Origin of the sequence: Macrococcus bovicus, from assembly GCF_030376725.1 — a bacterium.
Lineage (GTDB): Bacteria > Bacillota > Bacilli > Staphylococcales > Staphylococcaceae > Macrococcus > Macrococcus bovicus.
This window is the reverse complement of the sequence record NZ_CP128470.1, coordinates 696,907-721,198: the sequence shown is the minus strand read 5'-3', so window position 1 is coordinate 721,198 and position 24,292 is coordinate 696,907. Positions and strand designations below refer to the sequence as shown.

20 protein-coding genes are annotated in these 24,292 nt (G+C 37.5%); 2 read left to right on the top strand and 18 right to left on the bottom strand.

Features of this window, described 5'->3' with window-relative positions:
* Window positions 1–29: 29 nt before the first annotated feature.
* Window positions 30–335, bottom strand: coding sequence for a DUF3243 domain-containing protein (locus QSV55_RS04130; protein ID WP_289650817.1), 306 nt, complete (start codon window positions 333–335; stop codon window positions 30–32).
* 182 nt (window positions 336–517) lie between these two features.
* Window positions 518–1,666: a globin domain-containing protein gene (locus QSV55_RS04125; RefSeq protein WP_289650816.1), complete on the bottom strand. Its 1,149-nt coding sequence runs from the start codon at window positions 1,664–1,666 to the stop codon at window positions 518–520.
* 175 nt (window positions 1,667–1,841) lie between these two features.
* On the opposite strand from QSV55_RS04125, the gene QSV55_RS04120 reads away from it, so the two are divergent.
* Window positions 1,842–2,255, top strand: coding sequence for an RrF2 family transcriptional regulator (locus tag QSV55_RS04120; protein ID WP_289650815.1), 414 nt, complete (start codon window positions 1,842–1,844; stop codon window positions 2,253–2,255).
* Between the two features lie 45 nt (window positions 2,256–2,300).
* Here QSV55_RS04120 and QSV55_RS04115 read toward each other — a convergent pair whose 3' ends face one another.
* From QSV55_RS04115 to QSV55_RS04085, 7 genes are all read right to left on the bottom strand, one after another.
* Window positions 2,301–3,122 carry a class C sortase gene (locus QSV55_RS04115; protein ID WP_289650814.1) on the bottom strand — a complete coding sequence of 274 codons (822 nt, stop codon included), beginning with the start codon at window positions 3,120–3,122 and terminating at the stop codon, window positions 2,301–2,303.
* Entirely contained in the window at window positions 3,119–3,991 is an 873-nt protein-coding gene (locus tag QSV55_RS04110; protein ID WP_289650813.1) for a class C sortase, read from the bottom strand. The genes QSV55_RS04115 and QSV55_RS04110 overlap by 4 nt, the downstream gene beginning before the upstream one ends.
* 66 nt (window positions 3,992–4,057) lie before the next feature.
* Complete coding sequence (locus QSV55_RS04105; protein WP_289650812.1) at window positions 4,058–5,524, bottom strand: SpaH/EbpB family LPXTG-anchored major pilin; 1,467 nt, start codon at window positions 5,522–5,524, stop codon at window positions 4,058–4,060.
* 57 nt (window positions 5,525–5,581) lie between these two features.
* Complete coding sequence (locus tag QSV55_RS04100; RefSeq protein WP_289650811.1) at window positions 5,582–9,868, bottom strand: SpaA isopeptide-forming pilin-related protein; 4,287 nt, start codon at window positions 9,866–9,868, stop codon at window positions 5,582–5,584.
* 828 nt (window positions 9,869–10,696) lie between these two features.
* Window positions 10,697–13,519 carry an Ig-like domain-containing protein gene (locus QSV55_RS04095; RefSeq protein WP_289650810.1) on the bottom strand — a complete coding sequence of 941 codons (2,823 nt, stop codon included), beginning with the start codon at window positions 13,517–13,519 and terminating at the stop codon, window positions 10,697–10,699.
* 6 nt (window positions 13,520–13,525) lie between these two features.
* Complete coding sequence (locus QSV55_RS04090; protein WP_289650809.1) at window positions 13,526–14,506, bottom strand: DUF916 and DUF3324 domain-containing protein; 981 nt, start codon at window positions 14,504–14,506, stop codon at window positions 13,526–13,528.
* A 60-nt stretch (window positions 14,507–14,566) separates the two neighbouring features.
* Window positions 14,567–15,274, bottom strand: coding sequence for a WxL domain-containing protein (locus QSV55_RS04085; protein ID WP_289650808.1), 708 nt, complete (start codon window positions 15,272–15,274; stop codon window positions 14,567–14,569).
* Window positions 15,275–15,742: 468 nt separating this feature from the next.
* On the opposite strand from QSV55_RS04085, the gene QSV55_RS04080 reads away from it, so the two are divergent.
* Window positions 15,743–16,567, top strand: a complete 825-nt coding sequence (locus QSV55_RS04080; protein WP_289650807.1) for a S1 family peptidase — start codon at window positions 15,743–15,745, stop codon at window positions 16,565–16,567.
* A 72-nt stretch (window positions 16,568–16,639) separates the two neighbouring features.
* On the opposite strand, the gene QSV55_RS04075 is transcribed toward QSV55_RS04080, so the two are convergent.
* From QSV55_RS04075 to QSV55_RS04035, 9 genes are all read right to left on the bottom strand, one after another.
* Entirely contained in the window at window positions 16,640–16,990 is a 351-nt protein-coding gene (locus QSV55_RS04075) for a YdcF family protein (RefSeq protein WP_289650806.1), read from the bottom strand.
* Between the two features lie 42 nt (window positions 16,991–17,032).
* Window positions 17,033–17,212, bottom strand: a complete 180-nt coding sequence (locus tag QSV55_RS04070) for a hypothetical protein (protein ID WP_289650805.1) — start codon at window positions 17,210–17,212, stop codon at window positions 17,033–17,035.
* 1 nt (window position 17,213) lies between these two features.
* Window positions 17,214–18,011: a tyrosine-protein phosphatase gene (locus QSV55_RS04065; protein ID WP_289650804.1), complete on the bottom strand. Its 798-nt coding sequence runs from the start codon at window positions 18,009–18,011 to the stop codon at window positions 17,214–17,216.
* Window positions 18,012–18,073: 62 nt separating this feature from the next.
* A complete protein-coding gene (locus QSV55_RS04060) occupies window positions 18,074–18,868 on the bottom strand; it encodes a glycosyltransferase family 2 protein (protein WP_289650803.1) in 795 nt (264 codons plus the stop codon).
* Window positions 18,869–18,907: 39 nt separating this feature from the next.
* Window positions 18,908–19,567 carry a sugar transferase gene (locus QSV55_RS04055; RefSeq protein ID WP_289650802.1) on the bottom strand — a complete coding sequence of 220 codons (660 nt, stop codon included), beginning with the start codon at window positions 19,565–19,567 and terminating at the stop codon, window positions 18,908–18,910.
* Window positions 19,568–19,588: 21 nt separating this feature from the next.
* Window positions 19,589–21,013 carry a lipopolysaccharide biosynthesis protein gene (locus tag QSV55_RS04050; RefSeq protein ID WP_289650801.1) on the bottom strand — a complete coding sequence of 475 codons (1,425 nt, stop codon included), beginning with the start codon at window positions 21,011–21,013 and terminating at the stop codon, window positions 19,589–19,591.
* Window positions 21,010–22,248, bottom strand: a complete 1,239-nt coding sequence (locus tag QSV55_RS04045; RefSeq protein WP_289650800.1) for an O-antigen ligase family protein — start codon at window positions 22,246–22,248, stop codon at window positions 21,010–21,012. Before QSV55_RS04045 ends, QSV55_RS04050 begins: the two co-directional genes overlap by 4 nt.
* A complete protein-coding gene (locus tag QSV55_RS04040; RefSeq protein ID WP_289650799.1) occupies window positions 22,238–23,329 on the bottom strand; it encodes a glycosyltransferase family 4 protein in 1,092 nt (363 codons plus the stop codon). The genes QSV55_RS04045 and QSV55_RS04040 overlap by 11 nt, the downstream gene beginning before the upstream one ends.
* A gap of 21 nt (window positions 23,330–23,350) precedes the next feature.
* The gene (locus tag QSV55_RS04035) at window positions 23,351–24,280 is read right to left on the bottom strand and encodes an SDR family NAD(P)-dependent oxidoreductase (protein WP_289650798.1); all 930 of its coding nucleotides are present in this window, start codon (window positions 24,278–24,280) and stop codon (window positions 23,351–23,353) included.
* Window positions 24,281–24,292: the final 12 nt, after the last annotated feature.

The following is a 24,292-nucleotide window of genomic DNA, read 5'->3' as shown; positions in this document are numbered from 1 at the left end:
AACAGACCGCTGATGCAGTCTGCACTATATTATGCTTCTTTTTGTACCATTCTTACTAATGCGCGGGCAATCGCTGATTTCTCTTCGCCTTCAGCACTATCCCATAATTCGTTCAATACTTTCTCTTCACGGTTCTTAGGTTCCTGATGTTTCGCTAACTGGTCAGCTAACTTTTCTGCTGCTTTCGCAATTGCCTCATCACTGAAACCCATGTTCTCAGCTTTTTCGACTTTATCGCCTAAAAAACTTTTGAATTGATTGAAGCTTGCTAAAATCTGTTCCTTGTCCTCGTTGCTCATGTTGTTAAGCGCTTGTTCTGGATTAAGATTTGACATGATCATAGCTCCTTTTTAAGACCGAAGTCCTTTTATAACCGTGATGGTTACATTCTTTATATTACCGGAAATATTATGAAATAAACATTTAAGTTAAATACTTTTGTCCGGTAATGGTTTACCTGTTTAAATCATAAAAATGCCGGAAGCGCAGCACGGCTTCCGGCATATCAATCCTCCTATTAAGCTGTGATACTCATCTTCGGACCGAACGGCTCAAAATGAATATGGTCACGAGAAACGCCCATGTCATCAAAGATAGCTAGCAGACTCTCCATGAAACCGACGCTGCCGCACATATAGATCTCTTCTTCACCTGTCAAGATTTTCTCAAGCTTCTCTTTCGTCAGACGACCTGCACTCTCTGAATAATTGAAGTAGAACTGTACATTCTCCTTATTATGGAAAGAGATGATCTCATCCTTAAACGGCACTTCATCACGGTTATATGCCGAGTGAATGAATTTGATGTCCTTTCCTTCAGCCGCCTGTTCGTGCAGCATCGCCATAACAGGTGTCATGCCGACACCACCGCTGATGAAAGCAAGCGGACGGTCGGTGTCAGCAACGACAAATTCGCCTGCCGGTGCTGATAACAGAATCTCGTCCCCGACTTTCACACAGTCATGCAGATAGTTAGATACTGCACCTTTGACGTCACCCTGCACATCGCGTTTCACTGCAAATTCAAGCCCTTGTGATACATCGGTATGACAGATGGAATAGTGACGCAGCATATCATTCGTATCACCTTCCGGATGGACTTTGACCGTAATATACTGGCCCGCCACGACCGGTTTCAACTGCGTACCGTCCACAGGTTCCACAACAAATGACTTGATATGCGCAGATTCGTCCTTCACACGTACCACTTTGAATGCTTTGAAGCCTTGCCATTCCGCTTCTTGATAGAGGGCCGCTTCCATCTGAATAAAGACATCGGCAATGACACCGTATGCTTCAGTCCAGGCATTGATGATTTCCGGTGTCGCCGCTTCGCCCAATACTTTTTTGATGGCATAGATCAGGTTCTCCCCGACAATCGGGTAGTGTTCAGGCTTGATTTCCAGCGCTCTATGTTTATGCGCGATCTGATTGACGTTCGGAATAATCGCTTCTAAATGATCAATATGCTTCGCAGCTGCCAGGACGGTCTGAGCCAGTGCAGTCTGCTGACGGCCGAGTTTCTGGTTTGTTTTATTGAAGACATTGAGCAGTTCCGGATGTTCTTCAAACATATGGGCATAGAAGACGGATGTGATCTCTGTACCATGCTGTTCGAGAACAGGCACTGTTGCTTTGATGATTTCTCTCGTTTCCTGTGATAACATAAATAAATCCCCCTAAAAGATACATTTAAAATACACCTTTATTCTACCCTTATTTCTGTCCTTGCACAAATATAAATGAAATAACTTTGAAAAGTTGTCACATTTGCATTTACTGAAATTGTCAAGGCATAATAGGAGAATGTGATTTATAATAAGGATAAAGGAGGTCTGCCCAATGAAACTGACCTTGTATTCAGACTATTCGCTTCGCGTCCTGATGTATCTGGCCCCGCAGTCACAACTGACCCAGATCGATGAAATCGCCCGCTTCTATAATATCTCGAAGAATCATCTCACCAAAGTCGTCCACAACCTGGCACTGGAAGGCTATATCTTATCTGTCAGAGGACGCGGCGGCGGCATCAAACTGAACAAGAAACCGGAGGATATCAATATCGGCGAGCTAGTGCGTAAGACTGAGGAGCATTTCAATCTCGTTGAATGCTTCAATCCCGAGACGAACACCTGTCCCATCATCGGCAAGTGCGGCCTGCAGTCCGTGCTGGGCCAGGCATTATTTGCCTATCTCAACGTGCTGGACCAGTACACGCTGAAGGATATCACCCCACAAATAAAGACACCTGTCTGACAGACAGGTGTCTTTGCAATATTCTGAGATTCTGAGTGCTCTCTCTTAGCTTCTACTATGAATCAGCCGACCGATAAAGAGAAGTGACAGCAGGGCGACAAGCAGCAGGAGCAGCCAGGAATCTGACAGCACTTTCATCTTCTCAAAGAAGGACTGCGGCTCTTCCTGCGTGGGCGTACTCGCTTTCGGGATGAGCTTATGGCCTTCTTTTGTCGTCCGCTCGGCATAAATCAGCAGTCGCTCCTGACCGGAAGGTGTACAGGTCAGCAGGGTGATAAGATCCTTCCCCTTCTTCACTGCCATCGCCTCTACTTTATCAGGCGTTACAATGACCCGGTCATACACTTTATAGTACAGTGTCTCCTTGAAATTGTTGATAATGATTAAATCACCATTACTCAGACGGTCAATATGGGTGAACCATTCATGATAAGGCGAATAACTATGGGCGGCAAGCACACTGTTCGTTGACCAGCCGCCGACAGGATAACTTGTGCCCTCCACCCGCGAGACACCACGGTTCAAGTTTGCCGGTGTCGCCTTGTCATAGACCGGATAATGTAACTTCAGCTTCGGAATCTTCACCGTCGCGATGACATCATCAGCAAAGACCTGTTCACTTACTTTATCGTCCTTTTTGACCTGCACAGCAGGGGCTTCTATATGCTGATTGCCATTCATCTGACGGTTATAGGCTTCGAACTGGACGTACCTCTGTTTCTGGTCATCAGAATCAACCTGAAATCGTCTGTCCAGCTGATCAGCCTCACGAGACATTTCATAGTTATAATAGACCTTAGTGAACTGAGGATACAGACAGATGACAACACCTAGCAGGAATATGAGAACAATCATCCATTTCTTCATTGCCCTGCACGCTTCTTCTTACTGTTCTTCCATAGACGGTATAGCATGAACAGCACCAGTGCGACAGCCAGACCGATCAGGTAGTTCTTGTAGACGTACAGGAACTTGTACCACCAAGGTTCCTGTGCTGCCTCATGTTTCTTCGCTTCCTCAGGGGTATAAGGAACACGATGACCCGTCACAATCAGACGATGGGAATTGATCATATAAGGTGTACAGGTCAGCAGTGTCAGCTGGTCCTTATCCTTGACAATCTTCAGCTTGCTGAAGTCATTCGGATCGATCACTTTAATACGGTCCACCTTATAGGCCAGGATCTCTTTGATATTATGTACATAAATCATATCGCCGACCTTCATCTTATCCAAGTCTGTAAACAGCTTCTTGTCGGGCAGACCGCGATGGCCGGTGATGACACTATGCGTCGACTTGCCACCTACTGGCAGTGAGGTATTTTCCAGATGACCGAGACCTTGCTGCAGCAAACGTTCAGTTGTCCCCGCATACAGCGGCAGATCCTGATGAATCCTCGGAATCTCCACGTGTCCTATTTTCTCGTGCACTTCCAGCATCTTCGCATATTCCCTTTTCCCTGCTGCTTCTTCTTCCTGACTGTAAGCATCATGGAGCACTTCATTGCCGTTCAGTGACTCATTATATGCTTTCGCCTTCTCAATACGACTGTCAATCTCCTTGTCGGACAAAAGCTCCACTTCTTTGTTGAAGTCATTTACTTCCGTCCCGGATTCATAATCATAGTAGACGGCACTGATCATGGGATAAGCGAGAATACCGAGCCCCATAAGAAAAATCAGGGCAAATAATAAGTTAGAAACAAAATGATTCTTTTTCTTTTTACCGGAGTTCAATCATGCTCTCCTCCTTATAAAAAAATAAGGCAGACCAAAGTCCACCTTATCATTATACAGGACTCTTTAAGCCTGTTGTCTTCTTCTTAACATCACGAATGCCAGAACCATCAGTGCAAGACCGACAACCGTGAAGATGACTGTACCGATACCCCCTGTGTCAGGAATAAACGTCTGTTTGTTAACGATAGTTGTAGGTACTGCTGTTGGGGCATCAGATGTAGCTGTTATGTTTACTGGATTTTCATAATAAGAAGTCTGAGTCACATCAAAAGATGTTACAGGATTAGTAGGTAATGTATATTCTTTAGGCGCTTTAATCTCTACTAAAGTATAACTTCCATAAGCTAAACCTTTTACCTCAAATGTTCCGTCAGCTTTTGAAGTAAAGATTTCTGCATTTGATTGATCTTTAACATAAGTCACAACCCCATTATCATCAATGGCAACAAACTCACCCGCTGAATTTTTAATAACAAATTCAGCACCATTAAGTTTTGGAGCATCGCTACCGTCGCCTACTTTTACGTAATTCTTACCACCTGTGTAGACTTTAGGGATATCCGTTTCTGGTACAGAAGGAGTCCCACTCGTACCGTGGTTATTATCAAATGTCAATGTTGCATTATTCTTAATTGCCTGACCCATGATTGCTGTTTTGTTGATTTTAGTAGGTACTTTGATGTTTAATTTACCGCCAATGGCTGTTCCTAACTTTTTGCGTCCTTCGCTAGTGAAGTCTACTTTTAATACTCGGGTTGCAGCATCATACTCTGCAACATAGTCAGTTCCAGCTAGCATAGCTTGACCGTTTAACTCAACAACAACTTTGCTGGCATCATTAAAATCTAACTTTGTATCGATTTTATCAGTCACTGTAAATTTCGCGTAATCAGCAATACCTTTAACGATTGTCGGTTGAATGAACCAATTGAATTCATCCCCTACATTGTAGTTCGCTTCTTTAGTCCCATCAGCTTTCACATCTTTATCGATTGTCGGTGTGGTAGTTTCAAGAATGTTTTTAGGATATACATGTAAATCAGTGATATAACCCGTACCCTCTTTATTTGAAAGCGGCAGACTTAAGCCGAATGGGACTGCTGCTGACGATGCAACCGTTGTCGGTGTATTTTCTACGAACCAGTAGTAACCTTCTGCTAAATTCGGAATTTTAACTTCACCCTTTACATCAGTAACGCCCGTATTTATACCTTTTCCTTTTAAGTCACCATACTTACCTTCAACCATGTCTGATGTTTTATAATTTGCAGAATCATTTTTCATCGCGTCAAATTGTTCTTTACTGATGCTCCAATAAGTGAAACTAATATTCTGGATCCCTTTATAGTTTTGCCCTTCACCCTTTAATTCTCCATCAGTTGCAGGATGTGTGTCGACACCTGTTCCATCAATCTTGTGAATCGTTAACGTTGTTTCGTTGGCTGCAAAAGCCTGACCTACAGGTAAAAATACACTTACCAATAACGCAAAGACCAGAAGTAGCGGCAAACGTTTGAATAATTTAGACATAAATGCCTCCTCATATTTTTATAATTTATTTATATTAATCCGCAGATGCGGCTTAATTTAAGCAAGCTTTTTTCTGATGAAAAGTGAAACTGAAATCATCACTAGACCGAAGAGTGTGAACAGCCAAGTACCTATGCCACCTGTATTCGGCAGGACTGACGCAGTACTTTGGTTGGCGATTTTAACGACCACTTTAGTGGCAGATGTCACCTCAACCTTTACAGGTGTGGACTTCAGCTGGTAGCCGGCAGGTGCCTTTGTCTCCACAAGCGAATATGTGCCAAGCGGCAGTGCACTGAATAGTGCCTTACCATCTGTACCAGTCGTCATTATTTTTATTACTGTACCTGCCGAATCCCGCAGTTCAAATGTAGCTCCAGCAAGTACCTTGCTTTCATCACCACTCTGATGTTTGATGACCTCAATAGAACCGAGCACTTTCTTATTGATAACCTTGAAGACATTCGTACCCGAGTAAGACACACCATCGACCTTGATGTCGCCGTTACTTGCAATAACAACCGTATACGTCTTTGGATCTTTGCTGTAGTTCGACGGTGCTGCAGTCTCGGTTAATGTATACGTTCCTTTTTTTAGGCTATCGAATTTTACCAGACCGTTTGTACTGGAAGTCTGTGTCATAATCTTTCCAGTTGAATCTTTCAGTTCGAAAGTAGCACCGCCTAGTGATGTATTAGAATCACTTAATTTATTGAAAGTGAAACTGTATACAGGACTAGCAGCTCTTGCTTCGGGAATCGGATAATCTCTTAAATCATTATCAACTGTTGTCGGAGTTGCACGAAGGGTAGTTCGATCATTCATCGGATACCACTGATTCTCTTTAAAACTGTCATCAGTCACCCGCAATTTGACTTTATAGTTGATATTGATCCATTCGCCTTTACCTAAGTACAGATTAGGAATAGTAATTGTACGTTTTGATGGGTCATAAACAGGTACTACTTTGTCATTAGAGATTAAGGCAGGATCAGACGCTGTTAATACATAATCTGAAGGATCAAACACATTATTGCTACCTAGATTCAGGTCGTACATAGGACCTATAGGATCTGTAACGACCCCATTATCTATGCTTTTTACCGTTCTCTGAGCAATGTTATTCAAAATATTCGGCAAATCTTTAGCTGTGTCAGTGGTTACGAATGCATTACTATCTTTTGATGCAATATTGTAAAGAACTTTATTCATTTCATCAGGCGAAGCAAAATCAGTTTCCTTATTAGTATCTAGACCAATCGAGAAAATATTAAATGTTGGATTGTCTTTTTTGATGATTTTAGCTTCTGATATAGTCGGTTGTCCATGGTTCGTAATTGTGACAGTATTATTAATTGTATATCTGTAGTCGTACGTACTATAACCGTATGAATAAGATAAAGGATAGACTGCGCCATCTCCGACTCTAGTGTTGTAATTAAAACTTGTGATATTCTCAGCGTCAGTAGCGGTTTCGCCTTTATAACTAAATGTCGGTGCCCCGTCTGTAAGAACAATCATAACTTTATTAGGATTCTTAGAATCTTTTAAAATTGCTGCCCCTTTATTAATTCCGATTTGAGTATTTGTATGCCCTGTTCCGGTAAATCGAGCGATGTTAGTTTGGTAAGTTGCAGGAATATTAGATTTGATTGTTGCAGCATTATTTGAGAATGATGAATTGCTCACTATATCAGATGCATAGTTTACGATTGCGATATTAGTATTACCACTTACTGTCATCTGATCAATAAATTTCTCAACACTTTGCTTCATATTCCTCCAACGACTCACTCCGTTAGCATTTGTTGTACTCATACTTTGAGAGTTGTCAATAACAAATACGATATCTAAAGGTACTACTTTTGTATATTCCCTTCCCTGAGTTTTCAGATCGATTGCATATTCATTCGGTGTACTTGTAGGTTGAGCCGCTTTCCACTGGAATGATTCGTTGTATTCAACCGGTTGAGGCACTCTATTACGGTATAAACCACGTTCGTCCCAAGAATCATTAGGATATGGCCATTTCTGTGTCGGACTCGGCTCAATAATGGTTACGCCGCTTCCCGGTGTTCCTGTATTAGTAGCAGCAAGGACGGTTGTAGTTGCCGTTTTCGTTCCCGAAGTAGAAACCGCTTCGCCAGTAATGATAGTCCCAGCACTTAACGGGCGATAAAGTTCAACAAAGTAAAGACCCTCAGGAGATGTTTTAGTGCTGCCAAGGACAGTTCCCATTGAATTTTTGATCGTAACCATTGCGCCAGGTTCGGCAGTCCCGGTCACATAAGTCTGATTGCTATAGACACTATTTATCTTGAGGGGCACTGAACTTGTTACTGTAACATTTGTTGCGTCACTGACCCGTTTGTTCGCTTCAGTTGATGTGACGCTTAAAACTGTTCCAGCTGTCTGCTTAGGGATTGTCACTGAGTAATTACCTGAACTATCAGAAGTCGTCGTTCCTAGTTCAGTAGAACCAGCCATCACTTTAATCACAGCATTTGGCGCTGCAGTTCCTGTTACTGATGAATCTAATATAGATACAGGTTTTACAATAGGAGCTGCAGATTTCGCTTTCAATGTAAAAGTGCCTGTTAGGTTCAGATTATGATTAATACTAGGTCCAGATATGCTTGGGATAGTCAGTGTATAAGACTCTTTATTAGTTGCTGTAATAGGTGTGGAAAATTTCAGGATCGTGTCATATAGTCTTGCTGTAAAAGTTTGACTTGTTCCGTTACTATAGGTTAGATTTCCAGTAGTTAAGGAGTTCGAGTAGCTATATGCCATAGTCGTTGGCAGTGAAATATTAGTGCCACTAAGATTTTTAAGACTAACATTGTTGGTAGCTCCATAAGAATTAGAAAATGTGAAAGTCCAGTCAATTTTACTTTGATCTGATGCCATTACACCTTCTAGTTTCCCGTCGTAATAGTTACTTGTATAAGTATTACTTGTGTACGTATAATCACTTGCAGAATAAGCGGTGGCTGCTGCAAGTGTTGTAACAGGTGCTGGCGCTAGACTCATCGTGCGGAATGACCGGAGCTTAGGTGCTGTGTAGACCACAGAACTCTCAACGGGTTGTGCTTCCGTCGTTGCCGGTTTTTCAGTCGTCATCTCTTCTGTTTTGACTTCTTCTGCCGGCTTTTCAGTCGTTGCCTCTTCTGTTGTCATTTCTTCAGACGTCGTCTCTTCGGTAATCGCCTCATCAGTCGGCAATTCTTCCGTCTTCGTTTCTTCTGTCGTCACATCATCGCTCTTCGACTCTTCTGTTGACGTCTCTTCCGTCGTCACTTCATCGGTCTTCGCTTCTTCTGTTGTCGTCTCTTCCGTTGTGGCTTCTTCTGTTGTCGCCTCATCCGGCGATTTTGTCACAGTAATATTGACATCATTCAGCTCTACGACATAGCCGTCAACGTCCGCTGCCCGTACTTCATAGTCAATCTTCTGTCCGTCTTGATTGTTCAGCGGGAGGGTGTCTGTCATATAAGTTTCGGCATCTTTCTCTACTGTCAGTGAGTCGATGACTGCCTGTGTCGCTTTATCGATGAACTGCAGCGTCAGAGGCTGACCGGAATCATTGGTAATAGTTCCTTTTATTTCAGCTGATAAATAGCGCTGCTCAATATTACCACCTGTTATAGTGGTCTTATAATTACCGAGTGGTTCTGTCTTCACTTCATAGTCAACCGGTATATTGTCATCATTCAGCTTTCTGACATCAGTGAAGCCGTAGGAAGTCTGATTCGGCTGAACGGTCTGCTGCTGGACAACTGTTCCAGTTGCCTTATCAATAAGTGAGATGACTGTGGGCGGTGCTGTGACCGCTTCAGGTACATCCTGATAGCTGATTTGACCTTTTTGCTCTGTCAGTTGATACACTATGTCGCTCGCTCTGATTCCAGCTCCCGCTACGTCAGCAGTAAGGCTAAGTTTGAAGTTCTCATCCTCATCGACAACTTCTGAGACCAACTCCACACTTAAAGGTTTATCAAGATGAGTAAGCTTGATCAGATATTCGTTTTCAGCAGAATCAGATTTAACCGCCTCTATCCCTTTATCAGTGAAGATAGTTTTGAGTTCATCATCACTGATTTGATGATGGCCTTCCAGTTTCATTCTGACATTTAGTTCATTTAACGAACTTCCTTGCTGATTAAAGTCTAATTTCCATTTGATTCTACTTCCAGATCTCCCTTTTTCCTGTACTGATATAATTTCCGGGCGATCAGAGTATTGAGTACTCGTATTAGCGGATACCAGGTTCTGCCAACTGTCTATAAACAGCATATTCATCAGAAGTAAAATAGAAAAGAATATTGTTACTTTTTTACCCATAATACCCTCCCCTTGCGTGTTAACTTCTATATATTAGCATTTGATATTTAACTCTTGCAATACTTATTTTTTTTATTTAATAAATCATTTTTTATTTTAAATTTAAAATAACATTTTTTAACTTTAAAAAAGTTATTTTAAAATAGAATTTTTAAATCTTAGTATTTTTATCTGATTTCCAGTTGTCCTCTAAATATAATGGTTTTTAAATTTATAGTTTACTAAACGTTCTTAAACAATAATAATTGAATAAATTTTCCAATAAAATCATTCGTTATACGAAATATAAGTTAACATTCATATTTTTCTGTTAACTTACTGAAGATGGAACCTTCTTAATGAAAAAAAGTAACCTGATTTTCAGGTTACTTTTCTTTATTTGTGACAAATTCTAAATTTATAAGTTTAAAGACGGCATCCTTTTTTATTTAGTAGACTATACTTATTACGGAACGAATGATCAGATTTTAAGATACTGATTTCAGTCAATTTTTCTCGTATAGAGTGTAAATAAGATAAAAGTGATTTAGAAAGTTAAATTCAGAGGAGGGGCCTCAGACTCTCCATTTGTAGATAGTAACTTTAATGCGACGGTAAATGAACATACAGTCATAAACTCTATAATGTACATGATGACAAAGAAGGTCATGTGGAATTGTCTGATGCCTAGTCATTATATGGGTATTTAAATACTAAAGTGTTCTATTATAGTTACTAAATATAAAGGCAGGATCTCTCAGTTCAGAGATCCTGCCTTTTAACTAATCTATCTTCAATTGATTTTACAGAAATCAAACAAAACGATCTTTTAATCATCCTAAAGCAATTTTATGGCCCAGATGTTAAAGTCCACGTTAAGGTACCGGTATAAGTGTCGGCAGCCGCTTTAATCGGATTCATTTTAAGGAGGATGCCATTGTCACTTGACCACTTCTGCTCGAATTCCCCACTCGTAGATGTAGCCGTGACTTTCGATTTATCCGTTACCTTGATCGCAGATTTTAGTGAACTTATAGTCGTTCCATCCTTGAAGATCAGTGCATCGTCGAGCACATCTCTCTTTGAACTGGTCATCTGTGTGGTAGCCTGTACCGCCAGATTCCAGCTACCCGTCGTTTTCGTATCCTTCACACGTACTGCATAATCAACAGGTGATGCACGGTTGATGATAAGACCCGGTTTATTGTCGATAGCTGTGGTCTTAAAAGTAATGTCAGGTGGCTGCAAAAGTTCCAGCACTGTCCCGATAACTGTTCTTGTTACTATAGGTGAATTGGTATTATTTAAAGTAGAGCTGAACTCAAGTATATCACCCGCCTGCAGCTGACCAACTTTTACTGGGATACTAAATGTCCCATTATTAGCTACTGCGCTTATCACAACATTTGACCGTTTAATAAGCATCATTACGGTTGCGCCTGGCTGAGCCGTTCCTGTTACAACAGTTGAATCATCATAAACTTTATCCGGAACAGGCTGGGCAGCAGCTGCTGCTATTTGAAGCCGTCTTATCTTAGTGGTACTAAAATCAGTATTAAAGGTTGTAGGAAGCATGCCTGGACCCGAGGTGGTAGTCGGTGCCATGGTAAAGTAATTATCACTGATTAAAGGCGTCTGTTTATCAGGTTTATCTGTCTTGTTAGCAAGTGTCCATCCGCTTACCACCATGTTTTTAATGCGGAAAGTTTGATGCTCACTCCCATCAAAAAAACTACCGTCTGTATTAATGAAATTTACTTTTGCACTATTGTTTATATTATAGGTAATAGGTCTATCAATTGTAAAAGCCGGAGAATTCCCTGATCCTGTCCTTTCAATAGATAGAGTTGCATTTTCCATTACATTTACTGTGACCGAAACACCTGAAAGATCCAAGGCAGTAAAAACTTCATCGGTTGATTTCATTTCCACTTTAGCGTTTCTCTGAATATTTAAAATATGTGAGTGATCATTAAAACGAATTGCATTTAAACGCGTTTCAATCTTTACATTTGATCCCTCCTCAAATGTCATTTCGCCGCCTGGACCCGGACTCAGATAAATACCTTTATTAGCATTAATCACTAAAGAACTATTCGTCCCTACTTTCACTTCATAAGGCTTATTAGTATTGAAATGAACACCGTCAGCATTCGGGGCGTTGATGGTCAAGGTAGCATTGGCTTCTAGTTGAAGACCCGATTTATCATTAGTGGTGTCATTAAATAGTAAACCATATTGATTGAGTCCTTGATTATTATTAGTCATCGTTACGTTAGCCCCACTGTGCACAATAACATATTGATAATTTGTAACAGTATCTGCACCTGCTATATTCAGTGTATCATTACCATAAAAATGCAGCGTGCTGTTAATAGCTTTGCCTATATGTCCAGCTGTTAACGTCCCACTGTTGTATTTCACATTATAATATCTAATGTGGGCAGATTTCTCAGCCGCAACACTAACAAACCCACGTTGATAGTCATTTGCCGTCGTTAACAAGTTCTGCGCATTTGCTATAATCAGATCACTGATATTTGACGCACTTGTAATTCTTAAGCCATCTTGATGAGTAAGTGTCAGACTATAGTTATTGACATCAATGATTTTCTGACCTGTTGATGATTTCGGGACATTAGCAACTGTTGACGTAATATCCGCTGTCAGTACAATCACTTCAATACTGTCATCTTGCACAGCAGTCGAAAAGTCTGCAGCATTACTGACACACTTAATAGTACCATTCACACTTTTCGTAATTGCCCCTCCTAACTTACCAATGCTGTAGTCTGAGAGCGGTCGGCACGAAGTAAGTGTAGAGTTCGCTGCAGGACTCATAAGCGAAAAGGTCCTTCTGAAAGTCGTTAGTGATTTGAATGGAGCTTCAGTTGTCATTATCTCAGAGATGGGTGCTTCTGTCGTCGGCCGCTCAGTGGTGACCTGTTCACTCGAAGGGTCCTCTGTTACAGGCTCTTCCACTTTTTCAGACTGCAGCGCTTCGGTGGATGGTTCTTCTGTTGTTACATCCTCTGTTGTTACATCCTCTGTTGTTACATCCTCTGTTGTCAGTTCATCAGATACAGGCACCTCCGTGGTCACTTGCTCTGTCGATGGTTCCTCTGTTGTAACATCTTTAGTTGTCGGTGCCTCTGTTGTGGTCTTTTCTGTCGACTGTTGCTCCGTTGTCGCTGCTTCAGTCGACGGCTTTTCTGTTGTCGCCTTTTCGGTCGATGGCGCTTCTGTCGAGACATCTTCAGACAATGGTTCTTCAGTCGTCTGTTCTTCTGTAGACGGTGCAACGAGACCTGTACAGTCAAACGGCGTTTCGAGTAATAGCTCTTTTTCAGCAGGTTCCTCTTCCACTGACGCTTCCAGTTTGTTCAGTCCTTGCTGCACTTCTATCTTCTCATCACCTGTCAGTGCTGTCGGCAGCTCAAGTTCATACTTACCGTCAGGCTTAACAGTCAGCTTATGGAGTTGATCATCAATCTTAATCGTCAGTTCATTGTCGCTGAGCGCTTCACCTGTCAGTTTAACATCACCAGGCACAGGTGCTGTCAGCTTGAACACTGTATCGATACATGGTGTCACCACCGCCAGAGCTTGAGTGGGTAGCAGTGTGATGAATAGCAGCATGATCATCAGACCTTTTAATATTCTATTCATCATCCTGACCTACTCCTTTACTTTTTTATTTAACCTCACTACATAATAAACTAAACCGGCAATAATCAGAAGAAGAATGCCTATCGCATACATCCACCAGTTCGAACTTTTATCCAGTTCCACTGCTTCTCCATTGATTTTGTCAGCCTGTTCAGCAGTAATAGTGAACGCCTTTTCAAACTCATATTTCTCTTTGCCCTTCGTAAATGATGAGCGATAGACATATTCACCTGGTTCAAGCGGCTTGTTATCGAACATGAGCGGCACGTTGAACGGTGCGTCAGGTGCAATCGCGAAGTCCTCTATGTCACTTGTATAAAGTGCTTCAGTGCCATTCTTCTTCAGCACCTCAGCATGAAACTTCATTTTAGTTAATGTGACAGGGGCAGCATTGACATACTTGGTATCAATACCCGTCCGGTAATTAATGAGCTCCGGGGTCACCTTGTCAAGTGATAGAGCGGGTTTAACAGCCTGCTTATTCTCCCTATGCAGTCTGACTGCAATGGCATAAGCATAGTTATTAGTCAGCATCGCCTGGTTGTCATCATTCTTCTCCGGGCGCTGCAGAAAATAGAGTCCCCCCAGAATTTCACCCTTTTTGAAATCGCTAGGCATCTTGATCTTCACATCAGTCACTTTAGTCTCACCGGCTTGCAGCGTGATAGACTTCTCTTGTACAGTGGCCACTTGACCAAGATCCGATACCTTTTCAGAGCCATCATAGACAATCAGACCATTGTTGTTGGTCGCTGCACGGTTTGCTGATACCTCAATAGTAATCGGACGGTCTGTGGGGTTGAAGAGCTTAGCCTGTAGAACTTGCGCGGCTCCTGGTTTTAAGTTGATATCATAGTATCCGCTGACGTCACTGTTCTGGTTAGCAGGCAGGATAGGTTCAACAGAAAAAGGTACCTGATTGTCAGCAGCATCTGCCCTGTAAACATTTATGGAAGTGAGCAGCAATAAAATAGTCAATAATTTTCTCAATGTCAGTCTCCTTTACAATAAATGCTCCGGACAGCTTGTCCAGAGCAGAAGTCATTACTATTATACACCAGAAGTCAATGTCCAGGTGATATCAGCGTTATGTGTACCCTCTGACGCAGCATTCGCAGGTACGACCAGTTCAGCTTTAGACGCTGCATTATTAGACTTTAACCAGCTAATGATCCATGTTCCTAGACCTGCTGCACTTGCCAGCTTGTCATCAGTCTTTGCCTTCGCAATCACGACAGGAGCTGCATCTCCACCTGCCATCAGTTCGATATCAGGATTGACATCCGGTTCCACAGGATGACCCACCGCATCTTTCGCAACACCTTGTGTCAACACGATTTTAGCGCCGTCAAGCGTCTCAGTCTCACCCTGTTTGAAATGGTCGACTTTCGCTGTCACATTCCAACCGTCACCTGTACCCCGACGGTCAGAGACTTGAATGAAAGGCTCTGTCGTTGTTGTCTCGAAAGTCTGATCTTTACCTTCAATAGACTTATTTTCACCAAAATTAAGGTTCGTCACATAGTCAAGAGATAAACCGGCGCTGGTTGCGTTGTCGACTGTACCACCGTCAGTAGAACGCTCCATGTCCTTCTCTGGAGCAGTAGGATCTTTGACCGGCACAGCGTCTTTCGGTAAGTCAAAATGGACTGTCGCTTTTGAGGTTCCAGTTGCGCCCACTGCATATGCATTTGTTGTAAGTCCTGTCATCATCATAGTTGCAGCAGCAGAAGCAACGAGTAGTTTATTTGTTTTCATTTTAATTTCTCCTCTCCATAGTGAATCAACTCTGCGGAAGATTCTTAGAACATTTAATAAAATATCATATTAATAAATATTCCGCTATAATATTCCAAGATTAAATCTAAGTCTATTTAAAAAAATATTTATTATACTACTCCTAATATTATATTTATATAACTTTTTCAAAGCATTCATACTGCATATTTTTTGATTGTAAACAATTTGTTAATGAACTAAACTTGAATTAATGATATTAACATATAACATTATAAAGAATGAAATAAATTTATATTTTCTAAGATGTTTATTTCTATTTAACAAAAATATTAACATATTCGAGATTTTCAGAGAAAACTGTTAACTGATACCGATAGAGTTTTACAAAACAAAATAATCAGCGAACAAGCTTACTAAAAACACTATTTTATTTTCAATTCACCCTATATAATAAAAGTAATTAAATAATATAATGGTGAGGAACCTATGATTAAAAAATTAACGGTAAGTCTGGCACTATCCACTCTTCTATTCTCAGCTCAAGCACATGCAGTAGAAACTCAGTACTACTACGACGGCTTAGAACCGGCAAATATCACAACTGGCTATACGCTGGCAAAGTCCATCCCTAATTCATCAGTCATCATGAAAAGGACAACGAATAGCAATACATCCCGTTACAAAGCTGTCGGTTATATCTCCAATAAAGATGGCTGGGCTGGTCGCGGCATTGAGTCGATGGGTACCGGTTTCGTCATTGACGACTACACAATTCTGACCAATGCGCACGTCATTGATAATAAAAACGGCACAAAATCTAATGTCAGTTATGTCCGCTTCATGATGAACCGGGACGGTGCCAATATCCCTTATAACTTCAAGATCAAAGATATCGTTAAGATTCCTTATGCCGATCTCGCTGTCCTCCATACTTATACGAAGCTCTCGAATTACGTCCGACCGCTTCCCCTGGCGCCTGACTGGAAGATTATGAGCTTGAAGAAAGGCACCCCTCTTTACTCAGTGGGCTATCCTTATCATGGCAGAGATGATTATACACAACGCTACTGGAATCAGGCTATGTTCCTGGCGCAAAGTGCCAATAAAACTGAATTGATCATGAAAGATAAGTTCAGAGCAGGTGCCTCAGGCTCTCCACTTGTAGACAGCAATTTCAATGTCTACGGGGTCAGAACATACAGTCATAAACTCTATAATGTCAATGATGATAAATATGGCTACGTGGAACTTGCAGGTGCCGAGTCACTTTATGGCTATTCAGGTGCTAAAGTACTGCAATATAGCTATTAAAAAAGAGCCATGATTAGAAAATGACTAATCATGGCTCTTTTTGTACATTGTATATATTCTATAAATCTCCATTTATTCATCTATCCATCTGAATAAGCCGAGCCGGTAGCCGATATTATTCTTCAGTTCAGAACACCAAAGATTGATTGCATCCAGTCTTTCAATCCACTTTCTTCCCTCAGTATCAGGCGCACCGACATAGAAGAAGTATTTATTGCCTTTATAGCGTTCAAAAATCTCCTTCGCCCGTTTTAGATGATAATCACTGGTCACGACGATGCCTGAGCGCATCTGATGACTGTCCATCAGGCCATTTACAAGCGTACTGTTTTTGTAGGTGCTCGTCGCTACGCTGTCAACAAGCAGACGATCAGCCGGAACGCCGAGACGGATAGCCTGCTGATAAATATCATCAGACTTCATAGTATCTGCTGGTGACAGAATTAAATAAGGTGCAAGCCCCTGCTAATAAAGTTCAGCCGCCTCCTCAATTCGTCCGGAATCTCCGTTCAATACGACAATGACGTCACTCTTAATAGGCACATCACTTTTAGTGGTCTGCAAACTCTCCATTAACACGAACGATGAGAACAACATGAGGAGTGTAAGGATAATCAACACAGCCTGCTTGGTCGTCTTCATCATATTAGAACAATCCCAGAAATTTTTTTCTCTTTTTTGAGCTGGCCTTCTTCGTATAATGCGTTTCCATCTTCTGTGGGGGCTTCACTCGAATGTCTTTATTATGGAGAATCGCCTCCGCGTTAGCCTTCAGACGCTCAACATATTCCAGCCCTAGTTCCCGTTCAACAACATCATATGCTTCCTTAAGGAGAAACGGACGCGTCTCAGCATGATGCGCATCGCTACCGATAATATGAACGAGATTATGCTTGATCATCTCAAGCGACGTCTCCTGGAGATTGTCACCCAGATCACCGGTCACAGACGCTGATGTCACCTGCGCAATGGCTCCCTTCTCAATCGCATCGAATAACTTATCGGGATTCTTGATCAGCGGCTTACAGCGTTCAGGATGCGCAATCAGCGGCACATAACCATTCATCTGAAGCTGGTACAGCAGCTGTTCAGCGAAATGCGGATAATCAGAGAACGGAAACTCAATCAGGACATACTTAGAGTCATTCAGCGGCATATTATAGTCTGACTTCAGTTCGTCGATAATCTTCTCATTGACGCGGATCTCGTGTCCAGGGTAAACCTTGATATTGATCTGCCGTTCATTAATAATCCTTTCAATATCTTTAATATTCAGCAGGACTGTTTCCTTTGGATTCAGCCAGTCACCCGAATAGTGATGCGGTGTAACAATAATATCAGTGATGCCCTGTCCCTCAGCCTGACGTAATAATTCAATCACATCCTGTTCAGACTTCGGTCCGTCGTCGACACCGATAAGTAAATGGTTGTGGATGTCTATCATAATAAAACCTCGATATTTTTTGAGATGTAATTAACTTTTAAACTTTATTTTAATGATAATATTTATTTTAAAAAATATGAAATATTTTTTAAAAATAATCTTCTAATGTACTTACCTCTAAAATAAAATGATAGTAAAATATAATTTACCTTCGTAAGATATTTTAAATCATATAATATCTTTAAATTTTGCTTTTCCCCTTTAAACATTTCTTTCATATTTGAAGATAGACCTTTTTCAAAATAAAATTTATCATAATATAAAGCTAAATCATGATTAAGTATAGCCATTTTCTCATCATTGAGAGCTATCAACAACCATAAAAGATAATCTTCTGAGTATCTTTTATTATAAAAAAAGTATCGTTTATCGTTTTTCATCATAACACTTCTTGTAGCAATGATATTACTTTTAAATAAATTTTTCTTATTAAAATCTTTATATCTTATATCAGCATAGTCTAAGTTTTCATAATGATAATCAGCAAAATAAGTTGTTTTATGACAAGTTAAATAATAGTCATTTTTTTCCATTATATAATATTGCAGCTCTAGCTTATTAACAGACCAAGTATCATCAGCATCTAAAAAAGCGATATATTTTGAAGTGGCTACTTTCATCCCTTCATTTCGAGCGGCTCCTGGACCCATATTCTTTTTTTTGAATATAACTTGTATAAGCGGATTTTTATCTAACTCATTAAGATAGTCAATTAATTCTTTTTCGTTACTACAATCATCAATTATTATAATTTTTTCTGGAAGTACCGATTGATTTAAAACTGACTGTACTGCCCTATTTATAGTTTTGCTACAATTATAAGTCGGTATAATTACTGTGCAACTAATATTTTTCATATTTTACCTCCATTATTAATTTTGGTAATTTTTAACATTTTAAACAGATCCCTTTTTCTTTAAGACTTGAACAATAGTTTTTATAAAAATTTCAATTTCTAATTTTAAATTTCTATTATCAATATATTCTAAATCATATTTTATTTTTTGCCCGTGATTAATATCGCTTCTTCCATTTACTTGTGCCCATCCAGTTATACCCGGTTTTACTTCAAGTCTTCTTAGTTGTTCAGAATCGTATTTTTTTGTAATCTCAATTATTTCCGGCCTAGGTCCTATTAAACTCATATTTCCTATTAACACATTATACAATTGTGGTAACTCATCTATAGAAGTTTTTCTTATAAAAGACCCTATTTTTGTTATGTTCGGATTATTATTTTCAGCAGTTTTAAAAATAAAATCATCTGGAACTTTGTCTTTCCATTTTTCATAAGGTGACACACTATCTCCAATTATTTTATTATCCACTTTCATAGATCTAAATTTGTAAATTTTAAATGAAATATTATCTTTTCCACTACGCTCTTGAACAAAAAAAACAGGTCCTTTATCTTCTTTATATATAAGATAACTCACACCTAGAAAGATAGGTGAAAATATAATTAATCCTGTTAAACTGCCTATAATATCAACCATTCTTTTAATTTTATCTAATTCTATGCATCTGTAGCTAAAATTTTTTTGAACTTTGATCATGTTCAAGCCTCCTATAAATTTTTAGTTTAGATAAGATAATAAGTTAATAAATAATTTATTTTTTAATAATAATGAAGTAATAACAAATATTATCACTCCTACTATTAATTGGAATATAGTAACTATAAATAAATTTTCTATAGGAAAGTTAATATATATTACTGATATATACATTATTAATGAAGAAATTGTAGCTTTTATTATAGAACTAAAATCAAACTCAAATTGTGAAAAACTTCTTATTTTCTTAAATCTACTAATCATTATATATATTTCTGCTATTATTCTTATAATTAAGGCACCAATAAGTCCAAGATGTGGTATAAAAATTAATCCTAAAATAAAATTTATTAAACAACTATAAATTATAGTTAAGTTGTAGTATCTCATTTGATTAGTTACTAAAATAAACTGTCTGCTTATTAATGTATTGAGAGGAATAATAATTATTAAAATAGATAAGTAAGGAGATATATTAACAAGTTCATTAAACTTTTCACCAAAAAACCATAAATGAAAGATTGGCATTATAGCTGTTAGACCAAAAGCAAGAGGTATAGTTAAAAATAGTTGGATATTTATATTTTTAAATAGAAATTTTATTAATTTATCATAATTATAATTGGATGTAACTCTTGAAAGCTTTGGAATAAGAACTAAGTCTATAGTTGTTACTAATGTTACAATTATTGAAACTAAATTAAAGCCGTTACTTATAATTCCAACTTCAAAGTAATCTGCAAAAACTCTTAAAAGAGTAATAGTTATCATATTACAAAATAAGAAACTTCCTGTAGGGAGTAGATATTGAAAAGAGTTTTTGAAGTAGAGAAGAATTAATGCTTTATCAAATGTATTTTTTAAATTATATCTTCTTAACCTAATATATAAAGGAATCTGATTACAGACTGTAACAATATTTATTATAAATACATATATTAGCAAGTCTGAGCTATCATTAATAAATACTATTACTACTATTAAAACACCTATAGAAGCTAAAACATTACTTAAACTGGTTAGTTTAAAATCTTCCAAACCAGCGTAAAACCATGATATATCAATCATCGCTCCTATAATATATATACCTTGTATGTAATAAATAATTTGGTTTTCTTTAATAAAAACAATTATTACTATGATATAAACCATTAACACAAATATACCAAATATTATTTTGGAATATAATATACTCCAAAAATCTCTAGCTAAATTTTCTTCACTATTTCTAGAATTAGCTATTATTCTATTGTAATATAGCTGTACTCCTAAAGTTACAAACAACAAAAAATATTGCATTATTGTACTAGAATATGATATTAATCCTATCCCAGAAGGACCAAATGAATCAGAAATGATCGGAATGGTTATTAGTGGAGTCATAATTCTAACTAATTGATAGAGATTTTGATAAATGAAATTTGTTTTTAATGATTTTTCTTTCACGCTCTAGCACCATCCCTCATAAAACTCTTATTACTTATAAGCCATATAATTGCAAGAGAGAGAGCTACAAAGCGAGAATTTATAAAAGAAACAGATATAAAGTATAGTAAAAAAGTAAGCATTAAATAAAATATTACTCCGTTTTTATATGTATATCTTTTTATAGAGGTTAAAAATAGAAAAATCAGAAAACCAAAATAGATAAGTCCAAAAAATAGACCCCATTCACTTAATATTTGAATATAAGTATTATGCGAAACTAATGAAATTCCATTTAAAATTTGACCCACTTTAGTAAATTCTACAAATCCAATTCCCAGTGTTTTAGAATAGATAATGATGTCGATACCATTTTCCCAGACTAAAGTTCTAGTTGATCCCCCTTCATTTAATGCTTGAGATTTTTCTACAAAAACTGATAACATTCTATTAATTGATGGTATAGCTAGTATTTTTTCAAACATACTTGTATATATATACAAGTATGTGAAACTAAATATACTAATCAAAATAGTAACTAAACTTGAGACAATAAACTTTCCATTTTTAGAAGAAAACATATTAAAAATTAAATATGCTAATGATATAAATATTAGTATCAATAAAGCCGTTTTAGAGCCTGAGGTAAATATAGATCCAATCAATACAAAAGCCGTTAAATATTTTATTAGACTTTCTTTGGATAATGTCATCAATAAAACTAAGGCAGATAATTGTAGTAGAGCAAAATAGTTTGGATCATTCATTAATCCTTGTGCTCTTATTTCATCGAAAAACAATATTTGTTTCAGAAAGCTTATTTTTATTAAACTAGCTAATATACATAAAAATCCTATTATACTACTTGTTATAACAAAACTCTTAATTAGAGAAATCAATGCTTGCTGTTTATAGAATAGAACGTTAGCTATGAGAAAATAAAAACATACTATTACAAATTTAAAAAAGTTCGACATGATATCGTTAAAATCAAATATAAAATCATTTTTAAATATTATAAAGTAGAATGTTATAATCAGCCGATACACTATTAAAGATATTATAAAAAATAACTCTATTTTTTTTAGCTTAAAACTTTGTTTTAAAAAAACAATTTGTGAAACTATTAATATAACTACAAAATCCGAAAACGAAAAGTTTATTCCTTTAATAACTGTCGATTGATGCAACGCAAAACCTAAAAGAACAAATAGAAAATCGTTATGACTACGTTGTGTTACATGTTTAAATTCCATATACTTGATCCAGCTTTTTAAACATAATTTCTTCATTAAACAGTTCCATATACTTCTTTTTAGAATTTAAACCTAAATTCTCAATTATTTTTCGGTTTAGCATCTTGCTCATAGCTTGAGAAATTGCATTTATATCATTATTTTTATCTATAAGTATTCCATTGCGATTATCTATTAATTCTGAGATTCCTCCTACATCACTAGCTATAACTGCTAATCCTTTTTCCATAGCTTCAATAATACTTATAGGTAATCCTTCGTATTTACTAATTAATATAAAGACATCATATTGATTAAGAATATGATTTACATTTTTTATTGCACCAGTAAATTCAACATTTTTTACATCCAACTTATTTACCAGTTTTTTACACTCGTACAATTTATTTCCATCTCCAATGAACGTTAGGCTATACTTTTTATTAGTATTTTTTTGGAGAATATTTAGAGCTCTTATAACCGCTTCTTGATTTTTAGGATGATTAAACCTTGCAACCATAACAAATCTAACTTCATTTAAACTTCGATTTTTATTAGTTATATTTGGTCTATCAGCTCTCACACTATTATGAATTGTCACTAATTTTGATGACTCGAAACCATTAAGAATAGCCAGTTCTTTATCATAGTCAGAAACACAAATAATTCTATCACTAAGTTTACACATTTGTTTCTCAATTAATTTATATAATACTCTTTTTTTACGGTCAACTCCCTCAGTGTAAGCCCATCCATGAGCAGTAAAAATTACTTTATGAGACTTACGTTTCGAAAGTTTTGCTGCTATCCTTCCTAAAGTGCCTGCTTTTGAAGAATGCAAATGTATTAAATCAGGTTGAAATTCATTTATAATTTTTTTCATTTTATAAATTGTTTTAATATCCTGTTTAATATTAATGGATCCAATTAAAGAAGGTATTATAAAAACTTTAACATTTTTAGCTAACATCTCTACCAACGGACCATGGCTTCCAACCATAACAGCAACATCATGTTTTAGCGAATAATGATTAATTATTTGGATTAAATGGGTTTGAGCTCCACCTATATCACTCTTAGTTATACCATATAGTATTTTCATATTTTCACCTTTTAACCATAATTAATTGTTATTTTCATAATAAATACGAAGACCCTCTATAACATCGTAATGAGGCTTATATCCTAGTTTTGTAATATCTTCAATATCCGCATAAGAGTACTTTATATCACCTACTCTTTCTGGGGCATATTCATATTGAATTTCGTTATGAGATAACTCTTTAAATATATCGTATATTTCTTGAAGACTAATTTGTTTACCTGTACCAACGTTAAATACTTTTCCATTGGCTTTTTCCGAAAATAGAACAGTATTTATAGCTTGCACTACATCTTTAACATAAACAAAGTCTCTTGTCTGCATACCATCACCATAAAAAGTAAAGGGTTTATTGTTGCGAAAACAATTTTCCATAATTGAAATAACTCCAGAATAGGGTGAATTTGCATTTTGCCTTTCACCATAAACATTAAAAAATCTTAATGCTGTAGTAGGTAGACCGAATAACTCACTGAAATTAATACACTGTCTTTCAGCTGCATATTTATCCACAGCATAAGGAGATTGAGGTAACACTGGATCATTAGTATTCTTTGGAAGTTTTTCAAGATTTCCATAAACAGCTGCTGAAGATGCAAAAACAAATTTTTTAAGCTGTTTATTGTATTTTTTAAGAAGCATTAATAAATTTAAAGTAGCTTCTAGATTAATTTTTAAAGATTCATCAGGTTTCAGAACAGATTCAGCTACACTTACCAATGCGGCTAAATGTATTACATAATCAAATTGATATTTTTTAAAAATATCTTCCATAAACTCCTTATCAGTTATATCACCTTGTAAGAAGTTAATTTTTTTAAATTTTTTAATATTTTCAAAAGAACCGGTAGAAAGATTATCTATAACATAAAGCCTCGTGTTTTTTTCATAGAAATATTCACATACATGAGAACCTATAAATCCGGAACCTCCAGTAATTAAAATATCCATAAATTTCTCCCT